This window comes from Burkholderia sp. IT-111MI5, assembly GCF_949752865.1.
GTDB classification, from domain to species: domain Bacteria; phylum Pseudomonadota; class Gammaproteobacteria; order Burkholderiales; family Burkholderiaceae; genus Burkholderia; species Burkholderia pyrrocinia_C.
In genome coordinates this window covers 62586-80525 of sequence record NZ_CATKIF010000007.1, presented here as the reverse complement: position 1 = coordinate 80525, position 17940 = coordinate 62586, and the positions used below count along the sequence as shown (strand labels likewise).

Here is a 17940-nt window from a genome sequence, read left to right as displayed (position 1 = left end):
ATGGACAACGACCACCTGATCGACATGGCCAACCAGATCGGCGCATTCTTCGAATCGATGCCCGATCGCGACGAAGCGCTGACCGGTATCGCCGAGCATATCCGGCGCTTCTGGGAGCCGCGGATGCGCCGCGCATTGCTCGCCGCGCTCGACGATCCGTCGGGCGAAGGCGCGCAACGCGCGGCACCGATCGTGCGCGATGCGATCGCCGCGCACCGCGCGTCGCTCGTTCCTGCTCCCGCGACCGCCTGAACGCACCGCTACCCGGGCACCGACATGCCCGCGAACCAGTTTTCGCAATGGCGCAGCAACCCGTTCGCATCGGTCGCCGTGCGCCCGCGCGCGGCGACATACCCGTCGGGCCGCAGCAGGTAGAACGACGGCCGCGAGCGGCCGTACTCCTGTGCCAGCCCGGCGGCACCGTCGCCTTCGATATCGGTGACCCGCCACACGCGCACGGCGCCCGGCATGATCCGTTCGAGCCCCTGCACGAGCGCCTGCGCATCGGCCGCCATCGGCGGCGCAGCGCCGGTGTCTGCATTCACCGGCTCTTCGAGCAGCAGCAGCGTGAAGCTCGCCGGATCGTGCAGATCGTATAGCCGCGCCGTTCCGGGCGCCTGACCGAGCGGGCCGTCGAGCACGTGCACGAATGCGTCGGGCGCCCGCTCGCCCGCACGCGGACCGCCGTCGAGCACACGCTCCAGCGTGAGCGGACTCTTCCGGTACTGCACGCCGAGCTCGCTGACCGTGCGCCGCACCGCGTCGCGCATCGGCCCGAACGACACCAGCAGCGGCACGACATGATCGCGCAGCAGCTTCATCGCACCGCGATCCGCCTCGACGATCTGCGTAATGAAACCGGTCTGCCGCAACACGTCGCGCTCGATCGGATGACGCTCGGCGTGATACGTGTCGAGCAGTCGTTCGGGCGTGCCCGCGCCGAGCACGCGCGCAAGCTTCCAGCCGAGATTGAACGCTTCCTGGATGCCGGTGTTCATGCCCTGCGCACCGGCCGGGCTGTGGACGTGCGCGGCGTCGCCCGCGAAGAATACGCGGCCGTGACGCAGTCGGTCGATCATCCGGCTATGCAGGTGGAAATAGGACGACCACGCGAGATCGCTCGGCGAGATCGACGCGCCAACGCGTGCGCGCAGAATCGCCTCGCATTCCGCGAGCGACGGGGGCGGCGCATCGGGCGACGCATCGCTGCCGGGCGGCCGGTCGGCAACGAGCCGGTAACGGCCGCCGCCCATCGGAAACAGGCCCGCCATGCCTTCGGGCGTCGTGAACAGGTGGATCTCTTCGTCCGGCCAGTCGGGTATCGCCGCGAAATCGGCGAGCAGGAAAGTCTGTTCGAACGCCTGCCCGGCGAAACCCAGGCCGAGCAGATGCCTGACCGTGCTGTGCGCACCGTCGGCAGCGATCAGGTACGACGGCGCGAACGATTCGTCGCGGCCGTCGGCGCAGCGGATCGTCACGTCGAGCGACGTGCCGCCTGCATCGCACGCGGTCAGCGTCGCGCCGCGCTCGACCGTCACGCCGAACCCGGCCAGGTGCTCGGCGAGCAGCCGCTCGGTAATGCTCTGGTCGAGAAACAGCAGATACGGGTAGCGCGTTTGCAGCGGATCGAAATCGAGCCGCGCGATCACGCGGCCGTCGGCATGCAGCGCGGCCGCATGCGCGCGATGGCCGAGCGCGAGAAACGGCTCGACGGCGCGATGCTGCTCCAGCAGTTCGAGCGTGCGCGCCTGGATGCCGATCGCGCGCGAATACGGCGCGGGCGCGGCGAGGCGGTCGATGATGCGCACCGGCACGCGGGCCCGCGCGAGGCTCATCGCCGCGGCAAGGCCGGTCGGCCCCGCGCCGACGATCAGCACGGGCGGGATATCGGGCAGTGTGTCAGCCATGAGAACCTCGATGACACGCGACCCTGCAAGTCTACGCCGCTCCGCGTGACGGGGCCATATGCCGACCGGCCGATGCGCGGCACCCATGCGCGGTGTGGGAAAATACGCGCTTTCCGCCAGTTTTCGCGTCATGGATTCCGCATTCGACCGAGCGTATGCAGCACACCGCGCGGGCCGCCTCGCCGAGGCTGAGCACGGCTATCGCGCCGCGCTCGCCACCAACCCCGCCGACGCAGATGCGCTGCATCTGTTCGGCGTGCTGCGGCACCAGCAGGGCCAGCATGCCGAGGCGGCCGATCTCGTCGGCCGCGCCGTCGCGCTGCGTCCGGACGATGCCGCGCTGCAGCTCAATCTCGGCAACGCGCTGAAAGCGCTCGGCCGGCTCGACGACGCGATCGACCGCTTTCGCAACGCGCTGACGCTCGCGCCCGAATTTCCGCTCGCGCACTACAACCTCGGCAACGCGTATGCGGCGCTGCAGCGCCATGAGGATGCGATCGACGCGTTCGGCCGCGCGCTCCGGCTCACGCCCGACGACGCATCGATCCACAACAATCTCGGCAACGCGCTGAACGCGCTCGGCCGCCACGACGACGCGCTCGCAGCGTTCCGACGCGCGCTCGAACTGCGGCCCGGGCATGCGGGCGCGCACAACAACCTCGCGATGGCGCTGAACGCGATGGGCCGCGCCGACGACGCGATCGCACACTTCCAGGCCGCGATCGCCGCGCAGCCGCGCTTCGTCGCCGCGCATTTCAATCTCGGCAATACGTTCGATGCGGTCGGCCGGCATGCCGAGGCGGCCGCCTCGTTCGAAGCCGCGCTCGCGCTGCATCCGCCGTTCCCGCTTGCGCTGTTCGGGCTCGCGAACGCACTGTGCGCGCAGGCGCGTCACCGCGACGCGCTGCCCTACTACGAGCGCGCCGTCGGTCTCGATCCGTCGTTCAGCCTGGCGTGGCTGAACCTCGGCAACGCACATCACGCGCTCTGCGCGCACGAGATGGCGCTGCGCGCATTCGACCAGGCATTGCGCGTCGAACCCGATCTCACGCTCGCGCGGCTGCACCGCGCGGTCACGCTGCTGACGCTCGGCGACTTCACGCGCGGCCTGCCTGCGTACGAAGCGCGCCACGAGACGCCGGGCGCGATACCGCTCGGCACGCTGCCGCGCTGGCAAGGCGAGCCGATTGCGTCGCGCACGCTGCTGATCCGCGCGGAACAGGGGTTCGGCGACACGCTGCAGTTCGTCCGCTTCGTGCCGCTTGCCCGCGCACGCTGCGCGCGCGTCGTGCTCGAAGTCCAACCGGAGCTCGTGCCGCTGCTGGCGCCCGCCGCATCGCGCTGGCGCGTGACGCTCGTCGCGCAAGGCGCCGCAAAACCGCCTGCGGCGGACGTCGCCTGCACGCTGATGAGCCTGCCGTTCCTGCTCGGGCTTCAGCCGGCGGACATCGGCGGCGGCTCGCGCTACCTCGACGCGCCCGAAGGCGCTCGCCGGCGCTTTCGCGGCTCGCTCGGCGGGCAGTCGAAACGCAAGTTCGGCCTCGCGTGGTCGGGGCGCCGCCAGGCACAGGAAAACCGTTCGATGCCGTTCGACGCGCTCGCGCCGCTGCTCGCGCTGCCGGACATCGACTGGATCGTGCTGCAGCCCGCACTCGACGACGACGAACGCGCGCGCGTTGACGCCCATCCGCGCGTGCATCGCCTCGACGGCCGGCTGAACGACTTCGCCGATACGGCCGCGCTGATCGAGCGGCTCGACGGCGTCGTCACGATCGATACGGCTGTCGCGCACCTCGCGGGCGCGCTCGGCAAGCCGCTGTGGGTCATGCTGCCGTTCGCACCCGACTGGCGCTGGTTCACCGGCGACGACTGCCCGTGGTATCCGCAGGCCAGGATCGCTCGCCAGCCCGCGCCGGGCGCGTGGCTCGACGTGGCGGCCATGGTCGCCGACAAGCTGCGTGAAGCCTGAACGCAGACGAAAAAGGGAGCGCAGCGCGCTCCCTTTTTCAATGCGATGCATGCGGCCGGCGCCGCACGATGTGCGGGCGCCTGTCAGGCCGCCTTGTACTGATTGCGCGCGTCGGGCGTGCGGTACAGCACGAGCGTCGCAATCAGCCCGCAAATTGCCGCCACGCTCAGCCACAGCCCCGGCGCCGCCTTGTTGCCCGTCTGGTGGATCAGCAGCGTCGAGATCGCCGGCGTGAAGCCGCCGATCGTCGTCGCCAGGCTGTACGCAAGCGAGAAGCCGGCCGTGCGCACGTCGGCCGGCATCACTTCGGTCAGCGCGACGACCATCGCGCCGTTGTACGACGCGTACAGGAACGACAGCCACAACTCGACCGCGAGCAGCCGCAGGAACGACGGATCGCCGACGAGCCACAGCACGGCCGGGTAAGCCGACAGCAGCGTCAGCACCGTGAACGCGATCAGCACCGGGCGGCGGCCGATGCGATCGGACAGCGCGCCGGACAGCGGCAGCCATACGAGGTTGGAAATGCCGACGCAGACGGTTACGACGAGCGCGTCGAGCGACGACAGGTGCAGCACTTCCTTGCCGAAGGTCGGCGTGTACGCGGTGATCATGTAGAACGACACCGTCGTCATGATCACCATCCCCATGCCGGCAACCACGATGCCCCAGTTGTCGAGCATCGAGCGCATGATCTCGCCCATCGACGGGCGGTGGCGCTTCGCGAGAAACTCGTCCGTTTCCTTCAGCGAACGACGGATCAGGAACAGGAACGGCACGATCAGGCAGCCGATCAGGAACGGAATGCGCCAGCCCCATGCGGTCATTTCCTCGACCGGCAGCGCGCGGTTCAGCAGCACGCCGACGAACGCGGCGAACACGACGGCCACCTGCTGGCTGCCCGACTGCCACGACGTATAGAACCCCTTGTGGCCCTTCGTCGCGATCTCCGACAGGTAGACCGACACGCCGCCGAGTTCGACGCCCGCCGAGAAACCCTGCAGCAGCCGGCCGAGCAGCACGAGCACCGGCGCGAGCACGCCGATCGTCGCGTAGCCGGGTATCGAGGCCACCGTGAGCGTGCCGAGCGCCATCAGCCCGAGCGTCAGGATCAGCCCCTTGCGGCGGCCGTGATGGTCGATGTACGCGCCGAGCACGATCGCACCGACCGGCCGCATCAGGAAGCCCGCGCCGAATACCGACAGCGACAGCATCAGCGACGCGAATGCGTTGCCGCTCGGGAAGTAGGTTTTCGCGATGGCCGATGCGTAATACCCGTAGACCATGAAGTCGTACATTTCCAGGAAGTTGCCGCTGACGACCCGGAATACGGTGCGGAATTTCGATTCCTGCACGATGGCGTGTGACGCTGTGGACATGTTTTTCTCGCTCAGCTCGGATGGCGCGAATCCGCGCCGCATGGATCAGACGACGCCCGCGGCGCCGTCCGGCGCGCACGGGCATCGCTGCCCGCCGGCGGCGCGCCGCACGACGACGCGCGCACCGGCATGGTCCGCGAATGATGCCACGCCAAGCCGACATTTGCCTTTTGTCGCCCCTGCTGCCGCCGTCGCGGCATTCGACTCGTACGAGTCGCCCCGAAACGGGCGCGAAAATCAGATTGATCTGATCGACCGGCTCTCGCCGGCCGACCACAATGTCACGATTTGCGACGAGATTTCCGCGCCGCTGCCGGCACGGTTGCCTGTGTCGCACGGCGCACCGCCCTCATGACTCCATCGCCCCTCGTCCCCGTCGAAGGCGCGCTCGCCCGCCCTCGCATCGCTCCGCTCGATCACGTACCGCCGTTCGGCCGCGAATGGACCTTTCGCGGCGCGCCCGGTGCACGGCCCGGCAAGCATTGCCTCGCCACACTGACGACATCCTGCATCGACGTCGACCGGCCGCACCGCGCGTGCCGCTGGCAGCCGTGGCCCACGGCGGCGTCAGCGCCGCAATCGGCAGGGCTGCCGGTCACGCCGGCTGCCGTTGCCGACACGCGCTCCCGACGTACCGTCCGAGGCGCTCGCGACCGACGCGCGATGTACGCAATCTGCTGGAGCGTCGGCGCGTTCGGCATCATCGGCTGGCTGATCGCCGCGCACGAACCGTTCACGGGCTTCGAGCCTGCGCACACGATCCAGATGGGCGGCATTGCGCCGGATCACGCCACGTCATCGACCGCTACCATACGGGTTGCCGCGGTTCAGCCCGATACGCCGACATACCCTGCATCGCAGCGCACGGTGGCGACACCTGTCGCGAAAACTGCAGAATCTCCACCGGCCACGTACCACGCCGCGCCTCGTCCGGCGTCGCTTCGCCCGAAGGCAACGTCCGACGTGCAGCGCACCGCCACTGCATCGCCACGTCGAACAAGCATCACGCGCACGACGGCAGCACCGACCCGGTCACCGACCGTGCCGCATCTGGCTGCACGGCCGCCAGTCCTGAGCGATACAGCCGACGCCCGCACACGCGATCGGCTCGCCTCGCCGCCGCACGCACCGGACACACGCGATGCGCGCGACACGCTCGACGATCCGCTCACGCTGATCGCAATGGCAAACGCGCTGCGCGGCGCGCAGCCTGCCCGTTCGGCGCCTGCACCGGCCGCCGGCTTCGACTGGACGTCGCAACTGTCCCACCGCCGAGTGACCGACGCACCGGACGCGTTCGCACACTGACACCCTGCAATAAAAAACCCGGCGAAGATCGCTTCGCCGGGTTTTGCTTGTCTCTCTCCGTCCGTCGGACGACTCGTTACTTGTGCGAGGGCAGCCCCGTCTCGGTCTGCTTCTCGAGTTGCCGCACCTGCTCCTGCAGATCACGCAACTGCATCTGCGCGGCCCGCTTCTCGACCTGCAGTGCGTGCGTCTGCTCCTGGGCCGACTTCTGCCGCTGCGCGACTTCGGCCTGCTGGCTGCGCGCGACGCTCAGATCGGCCTGCAACTGCTGCGCACGATTCGCCTGCAGCGCGATCACGCGTTCGAGAAACGTCTTCTGCGCCTGCAGCTCGGTACGGCGGATCTCGATATCCGCGAGCTGCACGGTCTGCTGGACGAAGTTCGCATACACCATCTCCGCGCGACTTTTCTCCTGCGACCGGATCACGCGCCACAGATGCTTGTCCTGGAAAAGCGCGACGTAGTACGTCATCTCGCGCGGATCGAACATCAGGCTCGCGCCGTAGCTGCCGTTGTACGTCGTGCGCATCTCGACGATCCGGCCGTCGTGCAGCATCTGCGTCAATTCGGCGACGTTGCCTTGCGCGCTTGCGTCCGACGCGGATGCCGCCGGCACCGCATCGCCGCTCAGGCTCGTGACCGCCGGACGCGTACCGGCGACCGGCGCGGTCGCGTCGGCGGACCAGGCCGCGCCCGCTTGCGCGCAGGCGGCCAGTGCAACGATCCACGTTGCGCATCGTGCAGGGGAAAAGTTTCGGAAAGCCAACGTCAGACTCCGGCGAACGAATCGGAACTCGCGATTATCGTTCAAAACGAAACGACCGCATCTCGAATTTATCGGGATGCGGCCGGCCTGCGTGCGACACGAAGAATGCGGCTTGCTACAGACGGGTTTCGCGCGCCGCGCGCAGGAACGCATCGAGCAGCGGCGTGCAGTCGAGCAGCTCCGAGCCGCCCGCGCGATGGAACTCGGGATGCCATTGCACGCCGACGACGAACGGCGAACGGCGATGGCGAATGCCCTCGATGATCCCGTCGCCGGCCGACACCGCCTCGATGTTCAGATCGCGGCCGAGATCACGGATCGCCTGGTGGTGGATCGAGTTGACGATCGCTTCGCTGCGCCCGGGGAACATGCTCGCGAGCGTCGACGAGTCGGGAAAGCGGATGGCGTGGCGATGCTGGTCGTAATGCTCGCTCACGTGCGCATTCGCGGTCGGTACATCGGTGGCGATGTCCTGGTACAGCGAGCCTCCGAACGCGACGTTGATCAACTGGCAGCCGCGACAGACGCCGAGCACGGGTTTGCCGGATTCGACGAACTCGTGCAGCAGCTCGAGTTCGTACATGTCGCGCACGCGGTCGCCCGGCCATTCGGGGCGGGCGTCCGACGCCGCATAGGTTTGCGGCGACACGTCGGCGCCGCCTTGCAGCAGCAGGCCGTCGAGATGCTTCGCGTAGTCGCGCAGGCGGATATTGCTCGGGTGAATCATGCCCTGGTGGCCGACGGTCGGAATCATGAACACGAGCACGTCGCGCGACATCACCCAGTGTGCGATCGATTCCTCGAGATACTGCAGCGTCTTGCCCCGCAGCCCCTTCGCGCCCGGTTCCGGATGGAAGATCCGCGCCGACACGCCGATACGCAGCGTGCGCTGCGTGATGCGCTGGCCGGCGCGGTCGAACAGCCGGCGCGCGCGCGCCGCGATGATCCGGCCGAACACCGACCACGGCGTGTCGCTCTGCTTCAGGTAGGCCGGCGGCGCATTCTGCGCGCTCGCGGGCGGCGGCCGCGGCGTATCGAAATCGGGCGGCGCGCCGAACCCGGGCGGCGGCGAGCCGGGTTTCGGCGGCGCGGCGGCGCCATCGCCCGCGGTGCCCGCCGCACCCGGCTCGGATGCGGCCGTGACGGGCGACGCGCCGTCCACGGCGACGTTTTGCGCGGCAGCCTGCGCTGCCGGCGCATCGGGCGTTTTCGCCGGATCGGGACGGGGAGAATCGGAAGAAGCGGAAGAGGTGCCGGGCAGACCGGCCGGGGAAAGCGTGTTTTCGCTCATGACGATGGTCTGGTACGTCGCTCACGCGTATGGATAAACGAGGATTCATTATGCTTCAGTGCACGATCGCGCGGTAAACCTGCAACATCCTGTCGACATTGTTGCAAGTCGGTGGCACGCCGCGCCGGGGAGCGCCCGCGTTCGCGTGCCGGCGACGCCACCCCGTCGCCGCGTGCACTGGACACCAGTGATATATCACAATAATATCCACGGATTATCCATGCTTCCCGATCGCCCGCGCCATGATCGCGCCCCGTCCGGCCGCCGCGCCGCAACCCGCATGAATGCCCTGACCGACGTCATCCGCGACCGACCCGCCGCGTCGGCGATCAGTCTCGCCGACCGCGCCTACGCGCTGATCCAGCGCGACATCATCACGATGCGCCTTAAGCCGGGCGCCGCGCTCAACGAGGCCGACCTCGTCGCGCGCACGGGGATCGGCCGCACGCCCGTGCACCAGGCCGTGCACCGGCTCGTGCTCGAAGGGCTGCTGTCCGTGATGCCGCGCAAGGGGCTGATGGTGCAGCCGCTGTCGCTCGACGACATCGTCGCGGTAATCGACGTGCGGCGCATCAACGAAGCGCACTGCGCCGAACTCGCCGCGCGCCATGCGACGCCCGACGATCTCGCGCGCATGGCCGCGCTGCTCGACGACGGGCAGGCCTGCGTCGGCACGCACGACGTCGAGGGCATGATGGAACTCGACCGCGCGTTTCATCAGGCGATCGCGGCGGCCGCGCGCAATGCGGTCCTCGCCGAGATCCTGCGCGCGCTGCACGAGCGCTCGCTGCGCTTCTGGTTCGTCACGCTGTCCGAACCTCACCATCTCGCCGACGTCCAGCACGAGCATCGCGAACTGTTCGAACGGCTGTCCGCGCGCGACGCCGCCGGAGCGCGCGCGGCCGTCGAACGCCATATCGATTCGTTCCGCTCCACGCTTCTTCAACATCTTCGCCCCTGAGCCGCCCATGACCACGTTCACGCCCTTCCCCCCGCTCGCCCAGCTCGCCGCCGACCTCGCCGCCGGCCGGACCACGAGCCGCGCGCTCGTCGACGCCGCGCTCGACCGGATCGCCGATCCGTCGGGCCAGGGCGTCGTCGTCTTCACCGAAGTCGATGCCGACAACGCGCGCGCGGCTGCCGACGCGCACGACCGGCTGCGCGCCGCGGGCACCGTGCTGTCGCCGCTCGCGGGCATTCCCGTGTCGGTGAAGGACCTGTTCGACGTTGCGGGCCAGGTGACGCGCGCGGGCTCGCGCGTGCTCGATGGCGCTCCGGCTGCGCGCACCGATGCGGTCGCCGTCGCGCGGCTCAAGCGCGCGGGCGCCGTGCTGGTCGGCCGCACCAACATGAGCGAATTCGCGTTCTCCGGGCTCGGGCTGAATCCGCACTTCGGCAATCCGCGCTCGCCGTACCATCGCGACGTGCCGGGCGATGCGCGGATTTCCGGCGGCTCGTCGTCGGGCGCGGCCGCGTCCGTCGCCGACGGGATGGCCGCCGTCGCGCTCGGCACCGACACGGGCGGCTCGATCCGCATTCCGGCCGCCCTGTGCGGGCTGACGGGCTTCAAGCCGACCGCGAGCCGGATCCCGACGCAAGGCGGCGTGCCGCTGTCGACGACGCTCGACTCGTTCGGCCCGATCGGCCTGACGGTCGCCTGCTGCGCGCTCGTCGACCGGATGCTCGCGGGCCTCGAACCGCACGTGCCGGCCGCGCGGCCGCTCGAAGGCGTGCGGCTCGGCGTGCTGACGAACTATGTAACGGACGGCGTCGATGCCGACGTCGCGGCCGCGCTCGACGCCGCGCTCAAGCATCTCGAAGCCGCCGGCGCGATCGTCACGGAAGTGCGCTTCTCCGCACTCGACCGGCTGCCGGACATCAACCGCTTCGGCTTCTCTCCGATCGAGGCGTACGCGTGGCATCGCCCCCTGCTCGCTCAGCACCGCGACCGGTACGACCCGCGCGTGCTGACGCGGATCCTGAAGGGCGAACCCGCGAGCGCGGCCGACTATCTCGACCTGCTCGCCGCGCGCGCCGCGATGCTCGACGAAGCCGCGCACACGGTCTGGTCGCGCTTCGACGCGCTCGTCGCGCCGACGGTGCCGGTCGTGCCGCCTCGCATCGCCGAACTCGAAGCGGACGACGCCGCGTTCACGCGCACCAATGCGCTGATCCTGCGCAACCCGAGCGCGTTCAACTTCCTCGACGCGTGCGCGTTGTCGCTGCCGTGCCATCCGCGCGACGCGGCGCCGGTCGGCCTGATGCTCGCGGCGGCACCGCATCGCGACGACGCGCTGCTCGCGATCGGCCAGTCGGTCGAAGCCGTGCTGAACACGATCCGCTGACCGCGCCAGCCGATCGACGGCGGCGATGCGCGCGGTGCGGCAGGGTGCCGCACGCGCGCTGTCAGTTTCGTGCCAGACCGTTCGCGCTAAAATCGCGCGATTGTTTTTCCGGACCGACCCACGAGGAACCCCGCCGACATGAACGACTACACGCTTGCGCTACGCCGCGAACGCCGCCTGCTGATGCTGCTCGGATGGGTGTGCATCGCCCTGCTGGCCGGTGCGCTGTACCTGCAGTACGTGAAGAACGAAGATCCGTGCCCGCTGTGCATCATCCAGCGCTACTTCTTCGCCGCGATCGGGATCTTCGCGTTCCTGGCCGCCGGGATCCGCAACTGGCGCGGCGTCTGGGTGCTCGAGCTGCTGATCGCGATCGCCGCGGCCGGCGGCGTCGGCACCGCCGCGCGGCACCTGTCGATCCAGATGAATCCGGGCTTCAGCTGCGGCTTCGACACGCTGCAGCCGATCGTCGACAGCCTGCCGCCCGCGCAGTGGTTCCCCGGCATGTTCAAGGTCGCCGGGCTGTGCGAGACCGTCTACCCGCCGATCCTCGGCATCCTGCTGCCCGGCTGGGCGCTGATCGGCTTCGCCGCGATCCTGATTGCGGTCGTCGCGAGCCTCTGGCGCCATCGCCGCAAGCTCGCGGCCTGACCGGCCGGCCGCTTTAGCGACTCCCTGCGCGCGCGGCCCGCTCAGTCGGGCCGCTCAGTCGGGCCGCTCAGTCGGGCCGCGCCGCCGCCGGTCCGTCGTCGCCCGGCCGTGCCGGACGCCTTCGCAAGCCGCATCCGGCCAGCCACACGTAAACCCCTATCCCGCCGCTGCCCGGATTTCCGGGCGAACGCGCGTCGCGCGACTGCCGCATCCGCGCCCCGTCACGCCTGCGTTTCGGCCCGATGTGCACGCACCGGTGCCCCGATACCGCGCGGCGGGCCTATGATCGACATGATCGCCGCCTGATAGCCCGGATCACCGCCCGGCAATGTTCCCGTCGCCTTGCGGTGCTATCTTCCTGACTGGATGGCGATCTACGTGCGCGAGGCCAGGCGGTCTCACCGCCCCCTGCGTAACGCGCGCCCGATCCGCAATGTCGACTGGATTCATCATGACAACGCAAACCATCCGCATCCGTCACCCTCATGGCGTCCGCGTGTCCGGCGGCGCCGCCGTTCGCACGCGCGTTCAGCGCGCTGCCGCCGCACTGCATCGGCGGTGCGGCCGGCCTGCTCCGCTCCCGTCCGTCCTCGCTGCCGCCGCGTCCGCCAGCCCGCGCCGCGTGTCGTGCCGCGTCGTCCCGAACGGAGCGTGCTGATGGAAGCCTGGCTCGGCGATCTGCAGCAACTGCTCGCGCACGGCGAAGCGGCCGTGCTCGTGACGGTCGCGCACACCGACGGCTCCGCGCCGCGCGAAGCCGGCACCAAGATGCTCGTCACGCGCGACACGGCCCGCCATACGATCGGCGGCGGTCATCTGGAATGGAAGGCAATCGAGATCGCGCGGCATCTGCTGAAGGATGGCGCGCACGTGCCCCACGCGCGCAGGCTCGAACGGCTCGCGCTCGGCCCGAGCCTCGGCCAGTGCTGCGGCGGTGCGGTCGTGCTCGCGTTCGAGCGGCTCGACGTCGGCGATCTCGGCTGGATCATGTCGCTATCGAAGCGCGTCGCGGCCGGCGCCGCGACCGTGCGTAGCGTATCATTCGGCCCCTCGCCGGGCGCGCCGCTGTTGAGCGAGCCCGAATCGGAGGCCGCGCGTGCCGACTGCCTGCTGTGGGAAACCGGCGGCGTGTCGCTGATGACCGAAACGATCGCGCCGTATGCGTTCCCCGTCATGCTGTTCGGCGCCGGGCACATCGGCACCGCGCTCGTGAAGGTGCTGGCGACGCTGCCGTGCCAGGTGCGCTGGATCGACGGGCCCGATGCGATGTTCCCGCCGGCCGACGTGCTCGCCGGCATCGGCAATCTCGCGATCGAGGCGGCCGCCGCGCCGGCGGACGCCGTCGACACGGCACCGCCGCAGTCCTACTTCGTCGTGATGACGCACGACCACGCACTCGATTTCGTGCTGGCCGAGCGCATCCTGCGACGCGGCGACTATGCGTACTTCGGGATGACCGGCTCGCACGCGAAACGCGTGCAGTTCGATCATCGCCTTGCGGCCATCGGCATCGACCCGTCCCAGGTCGCACGGATGCGCTGCCCGATCGGTGTCGAAGGCATCATCGACAAGGCCCCCGAAGTGATCGCGATCTCGGTGGCCGCGCAGTTGCTGCAGGCCGTCGAGGCGAACGCGAACGCGCAGGCTTCCCCTACCTACTGACCGACCAAGAACGACGCCATGACCCCGACATTCAAGGACAAGATTGCCCGTGCGCCGAAAGCGGAGCTGCACATCCATATCGAAGGCTCGCTCGAGCCCGAACTGATTTTCGCGCTCGCGCAGCGCAACGGCGTGAAGCTCGCGTACGACTCGATCGACGCGCTGCGCGCCGCGTACGCGTTCACCGACCTGCAGTCGTTCCTCGATATCTATTACGCAGGCGCGAGCGTGCTGCTGACCGAGCAGGATTTCTACGACATGACGGCCGCGTATTGCGAACGCGCGCTCGCCGACAACGTCGTCCATACCGAACTGTTCTTCGACCCGCAGACGCACACCGAACGCGGCGTGCCGATCGAGACGGTCGTCGCGGGCATCGAGCGCGCACTCGCCGATGCCGAACAGCGCGGGCTGTCGAGCAAGCTGATTCTGTGCTTCCTGCGCCACCTGTCCGAAGAGGACGCGCTCGCGACGTTCGAATCCGCATTGCCGCTGTTCGAGCGCTATCGCCATCGCCTGATCGGCGTGGGCCTCGACTCGTCCGAGCTCGGCCATCCGCCGACGAAGTTTGCACGCGTGTTCGACAAGGCACGCGCGCTGGGGCTGAAGCTCGTCGCGCACGCGGGCGAGGAAGGCCCGCCGGCCTATATCTACGAAGCGCTCGACGTGCTGAAGGTCGACCGGATCGACCACGGCGTGCGCAGCATCGAGGACGCGGCGCTCGTCGAACGCCTCGCGCGCACGCGCACGGCGCTCACCGTCTGCCCGCTGTCGAACCTGAAGCTGTGCGTGTTCGACGACATGGCGAAGCACACGCTGAAGGCGCTGCTCGACCGCGGCGTCGCGGTGACGATCAACTCCGACGATCCGGCCTATTTCGGCGGCTACGTCAATGAAAACTACTTCGCGACGGCCGAAGGGCTGCGCCTCACCGATGCCGAAGTCCATGCGGTGATCCGCAACGGCTTCGAGGCGTCGTTCATCGACCCGGCGCAGCGCGACGCACTGATCGCGCGCCTCGACGCGTACTGGCAGGCCGCGTGACGGCCCGCATCGAGGTGCGCCAGACAGATGAAACACGGTAACGGCATCCGCTTCGCGACTCCCGGTCCGGCCCTGCGTCGAGCCGAACGCATGCATGCGCCCGGCGCGAACGCGTTCAACGCGTTCGCTGCCCGCGTGGCGGCGACGCAGTCCGTCGCCGCCCGCCGGCGCGTGCGGTCGCGGCTTGCCGTCCCGTTCGCCGCCGCATCGGTCGCGATCGCCAACGCTGCGAGATTCGCGGGCAATCACGCGCTGGCGGCCGCGGCCGCCACGAACGCCTGCGCAATCGCATCCGGACACGCCGCACGCAGTGTGTCGCGGCGACTCGCGAAGCGCCGCCCAGCAGTCGCGCGGGCGGTGCCGTCCATGCCGTCGCCCGCGCGGCGTCGATCGCTTTCTTCTGTTCGCCTTACCTTGATGCAGGACCATTCGTCATGACGCAAACCGCTTTTCGTTCCCAACTGCTGACCTTCAACGGCGACCCGGCCAAATCGAGCCAGGCCGCGAACTACGAGACCGACGGCCTCCTGATCGTCGACGACGGCAAGGTCGTCGCGGCCGGTCCGTATGCGCAGCTCGCCGCGACGCTCGCGCGCGACGCGATCGTCCATGACCTGCGCGACAAGCTGATCGTGCCCGGCTTCATCGACACGCACATCCACTATCCGCAGACGGACATGATCGCGTCGCCGGCGCCGGGCCTGCTGCCGTGGCTCGACAAGTACACGTTCCCGACCGAGCGCCAGTTCGGCGATCCCGAGCATGCGCGCGAAGTCGCCGACTTCTTCGTCGACGAACTGCTCGCCTGCGGCACGACGAGCGCGCTCGTCTACTGCACGGTGCACAAGCAGTCGGCCGACGCGCTGTTTGCGGCGAGCGATGCGCGCGACCTGCGGATGATCGCGGGCAAGGTGCTGATGGACCGCAACTGCCCCGAATTCCTGCGCGACACCGCGCAATCGGGTTATGACGACAGCGCCGAGCTGATCGGCCGCTGGCACGGCAAGGGCCGCCAGATGTATGCGCTCACGCCGCGCTTCGCGCCGACGTCGACCGAGGCGCAGCTCGAAGCGTGCGGCGAACTCGCGCGCCGCCATCCGGACGTGTTCGTGCAGAGCCACGTCGCGGAAAACGTCGATGAAGTGAAATGGGTGGCCGAGCTGTTCCCCGGCCATCGCAGCTATCTCGACATCTACGACCGCTACGGGCTGCTGCGACCGCGCGCGGTGTACGGCCACTGCATCCACCTCGACGACGAGGACCGCCGCCGGATGGCCGAGACACGCACCGTCGTCGCGCACTGCCCGACGTCGAACTTCTTCCTCGGCAGCGGGCTGTTCGATTTCGACAAGGCCGGCGAATACGACGTGCCCGTCACGCTCGCCACCGACGTCGGCGGCGGCACGTCGTTCTCGATGCTGCAGACGATGAACGAGGCGCACAAGGTCGCGCGGCTGTCGGGCCACCACCTGACCGCGACGCGGATGTTCTGGCTCGCGACGGCCGGCGCCGCGCAGGCGCTCGACCTCGCCGACACGGTCGGCACGCTCGCGCCGCGCACCGAGGCCGATTTCGTCGTGCTCGATCCGCAGGCCACGCCGCTGCTCGCGCGCCGCACGAAGCGCGCGGATTCGCTCGAGGAGCTGCTGTTCGCGTTCGCGCTGCTCGGCGACGACCGCGCGGTGTACCGCACCTATGCGGCCGGCAAGCTCGTCCACGAACGCGGCGCGGCCCGCCGCGCGGCCGCAGCGTAACGGCTTACCGGGCTTCCGTCCCGGCATGCGCGGCGACGCATCCACCACCGCGCATGCCGGGTAGCCGAAGGCGCCACGCGCCGATCGTGTCCCGTGCGCCTCGCAACCCTACCCGGCCGCATTCCCCCGCGCGACACACCGTGCTAGAATTCGCCGCTCATTGGGGAGTAGCCGCTCCGCTCGATGTCCCGCGCCCCCGGCGCGCATCGTGACGGAGGCGTCCGTCAACAGACTTGGCCGTTCGGCCATGGCGGGCGCAGCCACCTAGGCCTGGCGAGACCGATGGTTCACAGTGCGCCGCATCAGGGCCCGGCGCGCTGTGGATCGTCGCTCGCACGCACAACATCGGCCCGCGGAACCCCATACGTGTCTCAAGCCTTCCTGATTTCCACCGGCGCCGTCGCCCTCGCTGAAATCGGCGACAAAACCCAGCTGCTTTCCCTCGTACTGGCCGCGCGCTATCGCAAGCCGGTGCCGATCATCCTCGGCGTGCTCGTCGCGACGCTCGTGAACCACGGTTTCGCCGGCGCGCTCGGCGAATGGCTCGGCGCGCTCGTCACACCGTCGATCATGCGCTGGGCGCTTGCGTTCTCGTTCATCGCGATGGGGTTGTGGATCCTCGTGCCGGACAAGCTCGATGCCGACGAAGCCAATGCCAACCGTTCGCGGCTCGGCGTGTTCGGCGCGACCCTCGTCGCGTTCTTCCTCGCGGAAATGGGCGACAAGACGCAGATCGCGACCGTCGCGCTGGCCGCGCGCTTCCAGGACTACATCGGTGTCGTGGCCGGCACGACGTTCGGGATGATGCTCGCGAACGTGCCGGCGATCCTGCTAGGCGACCGCTTCGCGCACCGTCTGCCGACGAAGCTCGTGCACGGCATCGCGGCCGTGCTGTTCGTCGTGCTCGGCGCGCTGGCGCTGCTGGGCATCGGGGCCTGACGGCAGAAGGTGGCCGGCGCGGCCGGGCGGCCGCGCCGTTGCTGACGCAGCGTTACTTCGCGAGCGCCGCGCCCGAAGCCGGCGCAGCCGGCACCGCACGCTCGTTGGCGGCCGGCGCCGCCGGCCCGCCGCGCTTGTCGACCGGCAACCGGACCGAGCGGACCGCGCCGTTCGACAGCGGGAAATCGGCGAGCGCGCTGCGCGCAAGGAACGGCATCGCGTACAGCAGCGTGCCGTTGTCGCCGGTCGTGCGCGCGGACACGTTGTAGACCTCCTTGCCCGTCGCGCGCTCGGTAATGCGGATGCCGAGCGCGTAGTCGAACACCTGGTACGTCTGCGCGACGTAGCCGGCCGGCATCGGCCCCCAGGGCCCCCACGGGCCCCACGGCCCGTGCCGCCAGTACGGCCCCGGCCCGACGAACCAGGGGTCGTAGTAGACGGGTTGCGGCACCGTCACGAGATCGCTGCCGACCGCATAGGTCAGCCCGACGAGATACCGCGCCTGCCCCTGCGGCACCTGCCGGAACGCATACGCGGACAGCTCGCTCGCGACGATCGGCTCGTAGGTCGACTGCTCGATGCTGTTCTTCTGCGCCTCGGTGCGCGTAAACGCATAGGTGCGTGTCGCGTCGCTGCCGCTCCAGTCGGAGAAGGCCGTGACCTGGGTCGTCACATAGCTGGTACAGCCTGTCAGCAGCGCCACGCACAGCGCCGCCGCCCGGCCCGCACCGCGAAAAATCCATTCGGGTTTCATGTTGATCCTCGTCGATCCGTCACCCGTTCGTCGCACCGCGCGAACCGGACGGGATGCCGATAATACGCGGACCGCCGAAAGCGGTAAAAAGTTCGCGCGGCACGCAGCCGCAAGCCTTTGTACAATGGCCCGGTTCGCCCGGCCCGTGCCGCGGGCCCGTCCCCCACTCCA

At 69.3% G+C, this 17940-nt stretch carries 17 protein-coding genes and 1 riboswitch; of the genes, 12 read left to right on the top strand and 5 right to left on the bottom strand.

What is annotated here, in order from left to right:
- Window positions 1–252, top strand: a complete 252-nt coding sequence (locus ACM6JT_RS06080) for a formate dehydrogenase subunit delta (protein ID WP_034183014.1) — start codon at window positions 1–3, stop codon at window positions 250–252.
- Between the two features lie 8 nt (window positions 253–260).
- Here ACM6JT_RS06080 and ACM6JT_RS06075 read toward each other — a convergent pair whose 3' ends face one another.
- Window positions 261–1907 carry an FAD-dependent monooxygenase gene (locus ACM6JT_RS06075; RefSeq protein ID WP_243565301.1) on the bottom strand — a complete coding sequence of 549 codons (1647 nt, stop codon included), beginning with the start codon at window positions 1905–1907 and terminating at the stop codon, window positions 261–263.
- 130 nt (window positions 1908–2037) lie between these two features.
- On the opposite strand from ACM6JT_RS06075, the gene ACM6JT_RS06070 reads away from it, so the two are divergent.
- A complete protein-coding gene (locus ACM6JT_RS06070) occupies window positions 2038–3876 on the top strand; it encodes a tetratricopeptide repeat protein (protein ID WP_414856110.1) in 1839 nt (612 codons plus the stop codon).
- Window positions 3877–3959: 83 nt separating this feature from the next.
- Here ACM6JT_RS06070 and ACM6JT_RS06065 read toward each other — a convergent pair whose 3' ends face one another.
- A complete protein-coding gene (locus tag ACM6JT_RS06065) occupies window positions 3960–5255 on the bottom strand; it encodes an MFS transporter (protein ID WP_034183011.1) in 1296 nt (431 codons plus the stop codon).
- Between ACM6JT_RS06065 and ACM6JT_RS06060 the strand changes: the two genes are divergently transcribed.
- Together ACM6JT_RS06060 and ACM6JT_RS06055 are read left to right on the top strand one after the other, a co-directional pair.
- Window positions 5254–5610, top strand: coding sequence for a hypothetical protein (locus tag ACM6JT_RS06060; RefSeq protein ID WP_414856109.1), 357 nt, complete (start codon window positions 5254–5256; stop codon window positions 5608–5610). The genes ACM6JT_RS06065 and ACM6JT_RS06060 overlap by 2 nt on opposite strands.
- 308 nt (window positions 5611–5918) lie before the next feature.
- Window positions 5919–6563 carry a hypothetical protein gene (locus ACM6JT_RS06055; protein WP_414856108.1) on the top strand — a complete coding sequence of 215 codons (645 nt, stop codon included), beginning with the start codon at window positions 5919–5921 and terminating at the stop codon, window positions 6561–6563.
- Window positions 6564–6639: 76 nt separating this feature from the next.
- Here ACM6JT_RS06055 and ACM6JT_RS06050 read toward each other — a convergent pair whose 3' ends face one another.
- Together ACM6JT_RS06050 and ACM6JT_RS06045 are read right to left on the bottom strand one after the other, a co-directional pair.
- Window positions 6640–7329, bottom strand: coding sequence for a DUF2968 domain-containing protein (locus ACM6JT_RS06050; RefSeq protein WP_034183008.1), 690 nt, complete (start codon window positions 7327–7329; stop codon window positions 6640–6642).
- 115 nt (window positions 7330–7444) lie between these two features.
- Window positions 7445–8620, bottom strand: a complete 1176-nt coding sequence (locus ACM6JT_RS06045) for a gamma-glutamyl-gamma-aminobutyrate hydrolase family protein (RefSeq protein ID WP_034183007.1) — start codon at window positions 8618–8620, stop codon at window positions 7445–7447.
- A 280-nt stretch (window positions 8621–8900) separates the two neighbouring features.
- Here ACM6JT_RS06045 and ACM6JT_RS06040 point away from each other — a divergent pair, with 280 nt between their 5' ends.
- The 8 genes from ACM6JT_RS06040 to ACM6JT_RS06005 all read left to right on the top strand — a co-directional run bounded on the left by ACM6JT_RS06040 (window position 8901) and on the right by ACM6JT_RS06005 (window position 17015).
- The gene (locus ACM6JT_RS06040) at window positions 8901–9581 is read left to right on the top strand and encodes a GntR family transcriptional regulator (protein ID WP_105391839.1); all 681 of its coding nucleotides are present in this window, start codon (window positions 8901–8903) and stop codon (window positions 9579–9581) included.
- Window positions 9582–9588: 7 nt separating this feature from the next.
- Window positions 9589–10965: an amidase gene (locus ACM6JT_RS06035; protein ID WP_414856107.1), complete on the top strand. Its 1377-nt coding sequence runs from the start codon at window positions 9589–9591 to the stop codon at window positions 10963–10965.
- A gap of 138 nt (window positions 10966–11103) precedes the next feature.
- Window positions 11104–11616 (top strand): disulfide bond formation protein B, encoded by a 513-nt coding sequence (locus ACM6JT_RS06030; RefSeq protein ID WP_034183004.1) that lies wholly within the window; start codon window positions 11104–11106, stop codon window positions 11614–11616.
- A gap of 657 nt (window positions 11617–12273) precedes the next feature.
- A complete protein-coding gene (gene xdhC / locus ACM6JT_RS06025) occupies window positions 12274–13278 on the top strand; it encodes a xanthine dehydrogenase accessory protein XdhC (RefSeq protein ID WP_414856106.1) in 1005 nt (334 codons plus the stop codon).
- An 18-nt stretch (window positions 13279–13296) separates the two neighbouring features.
- Window positions 13297–14322, top strand: a complete 1026-nt coding sequence (locus ACM6JT_RS06020) for an adenosine deaminase (RefSeq protein ID WP_034183002.1) — start codon at window positions 13297–13299, stop codon at window positions 14320–14322.
- Between the two features lie 27 nt (window positions 14323–14349).
- A complete protein-coding gene (locus tag ACM6JT_RS06015) occupies window positions 14350–14760 on the top strand; it encodes a hypothetical protein (protein ID WP_414856105.1) in 411 nt (136 codons plus the stop codon).
- Window positions 14757–16076, top strand: a complete 1320-nt coding sequence (gene guaD, locus ACM6JT_RS06010; RefSeq protein ID WP_034183001.1) for a guanine deaminase — start codon at window positions 14757–14759, stop codon at window positions 16074–16076. Before ACM6JT_RS06015 ends, guaD begins: the two co-directional genes overlap by 4 nt.
- Before the next feature lie 150 nt (window positions 16077–16226).
- Window positions 16227–16364: riboswitch (yybP-ykoY riboswitch) on the top strand.
- Between the two features lie 78 nt (window positions 16365–16442).
- Window positions 16443–17015, top strand: coding sequence for a TMEM165/GDT1 family protein (locus ACM6JT_RS06005; protein ID WP_131948107.1), 573 nt, complete (start codon window positions 16443–16445; stop codon window positions 17013–17015).
- Window positions 17016–17067: 52 nt separating this feature from the next.
- On the opposite strand, the gene ACM6JT_RS06000 is transcribed toward ACM6JT_RS06005, so the two are convergent.
- Window positions 17068–17769, bottom strand: a complete 702-nt coding sequence (locus ACM6JT_RS06000) for a DUF4136 domain-containing protein (RefSeq protein ID WP_414856104.1) — start codon at window positions 17767–17769, stop codon at window positions 17068–17070.
- Between the last annotated feature and the right edge of the window lie 171 nt (window positions 17770–17940).

Excerpts from the sequence above, each read along its gene's own strand:
- ACM6JT_RS06035 (WP_414856107.1), top strand. The coding sequence starts at position 9,589 with ATGACCACGTTCACGCCCTTCCCCCCGCTCGCCCAGCTCGCCGCCGAC.
- ACM6JT_RS06070 (WP_414856110.1), top strand. The coding sequence starts at position 2,038 with ATGGATTCCGCATTCGACCGAGCGTATGCAGCACACCGCGCGGGCCGC.
- ACM6JT_RS06080 (WP_034183014.1), top strand. The coding sequence starts at position 1 with ATGGACAACGACCACCTGATCGACATGGCCAACCAGATCGGCGCATTC.
- ACM6JT_RS06015 (WP_414856105.1), top strand. The coding sequence starts at position 14,350 with ATGAAACACGGTAACGGCATCCGCTTCGCGACTCCCGGTCCGGCCCTG.
- ACM6JT_RS06075 (WP_243565301.1), bottom strand. The coding sequence starts at position 1,907 with ATGGCTGACACACTGCCCGATATCCCGCCCGTGCTGATCGTCGGCGCG.
- ACM6JT_RS06020 (WP_034183002.1), top strand. The coding sequence starts at position 13,297 with ATGACCCCGACATTCAAGGACAAGATTGCCCGTGCGCCGAAAGCGGAG.
- ACM6JT_RS06000 (WP_414856104.1), bottom strand. The coding sequence starts at position 17,769 with ATGAAACCCGAATGGATTTTTCGCGGTGCGGGCCGGGCGGCGGCGCTG.
- ACM6JT_RS06040 (WP_105391839.1), top strand. The coding sequence starts at position 8,901 with ATGAATGCCCTGACCGACGTCATCCGCGACCGACCCGCCGCGTCGGCG.
- ACM6JT_RS06055 (WP_414856108.1), top strand. The coding sequence starts at position 5,919 with ATGTACGCAATCTGCTGGAGCGTCGGCGCGTTCGGCATCATCGGCTGG.
- ACM6JT_RS06060 (WP_414856109.1), top strand. The coding sequence starts at position 5,254 with ATGTTTTTCTCGCTCAGCTCGGATGGCGCGAATCCGCGCCGCATGGAT.
- ACM6JT_RS06045 (WP_034183007.1), bottom strand. The coding sequence starts at position 8,620 with ATGAGCGAAAACACGCTTTCCCCGGCCGGTCTGCCCGGCACCTCTTCC.
- guaD (WP_034183001.1), top strand. The coding sequence starts at position 14,757 with ATGACGCAAACCGCTTTTCGTTCCCAACTGCTGACCTTCAACGGCGAC.
- ACM6JT_RS06030 (WP_034183004.1), top strand. The coding sequence starts at position 11,104 with ATGAACGACTACACGCTTGCGCTACGCCGCGAACGCCGCCTGCTGATG.
- xdhC (WP_414856106.1), top strand. The coding sequence starts at position 12,274 with ATGGAAGCCTGGCTCGGCGATCTGCAGCAACTGCTCGCGCACGGCGAA.
- ACM6JT_RS06065 (WP_034183011.1), bottom strand. The coding sequence starts at position 5,255 with ATGTCCACAGCGTCACACGCCATCGTGCAGGAATCGAAATTCCGCACC.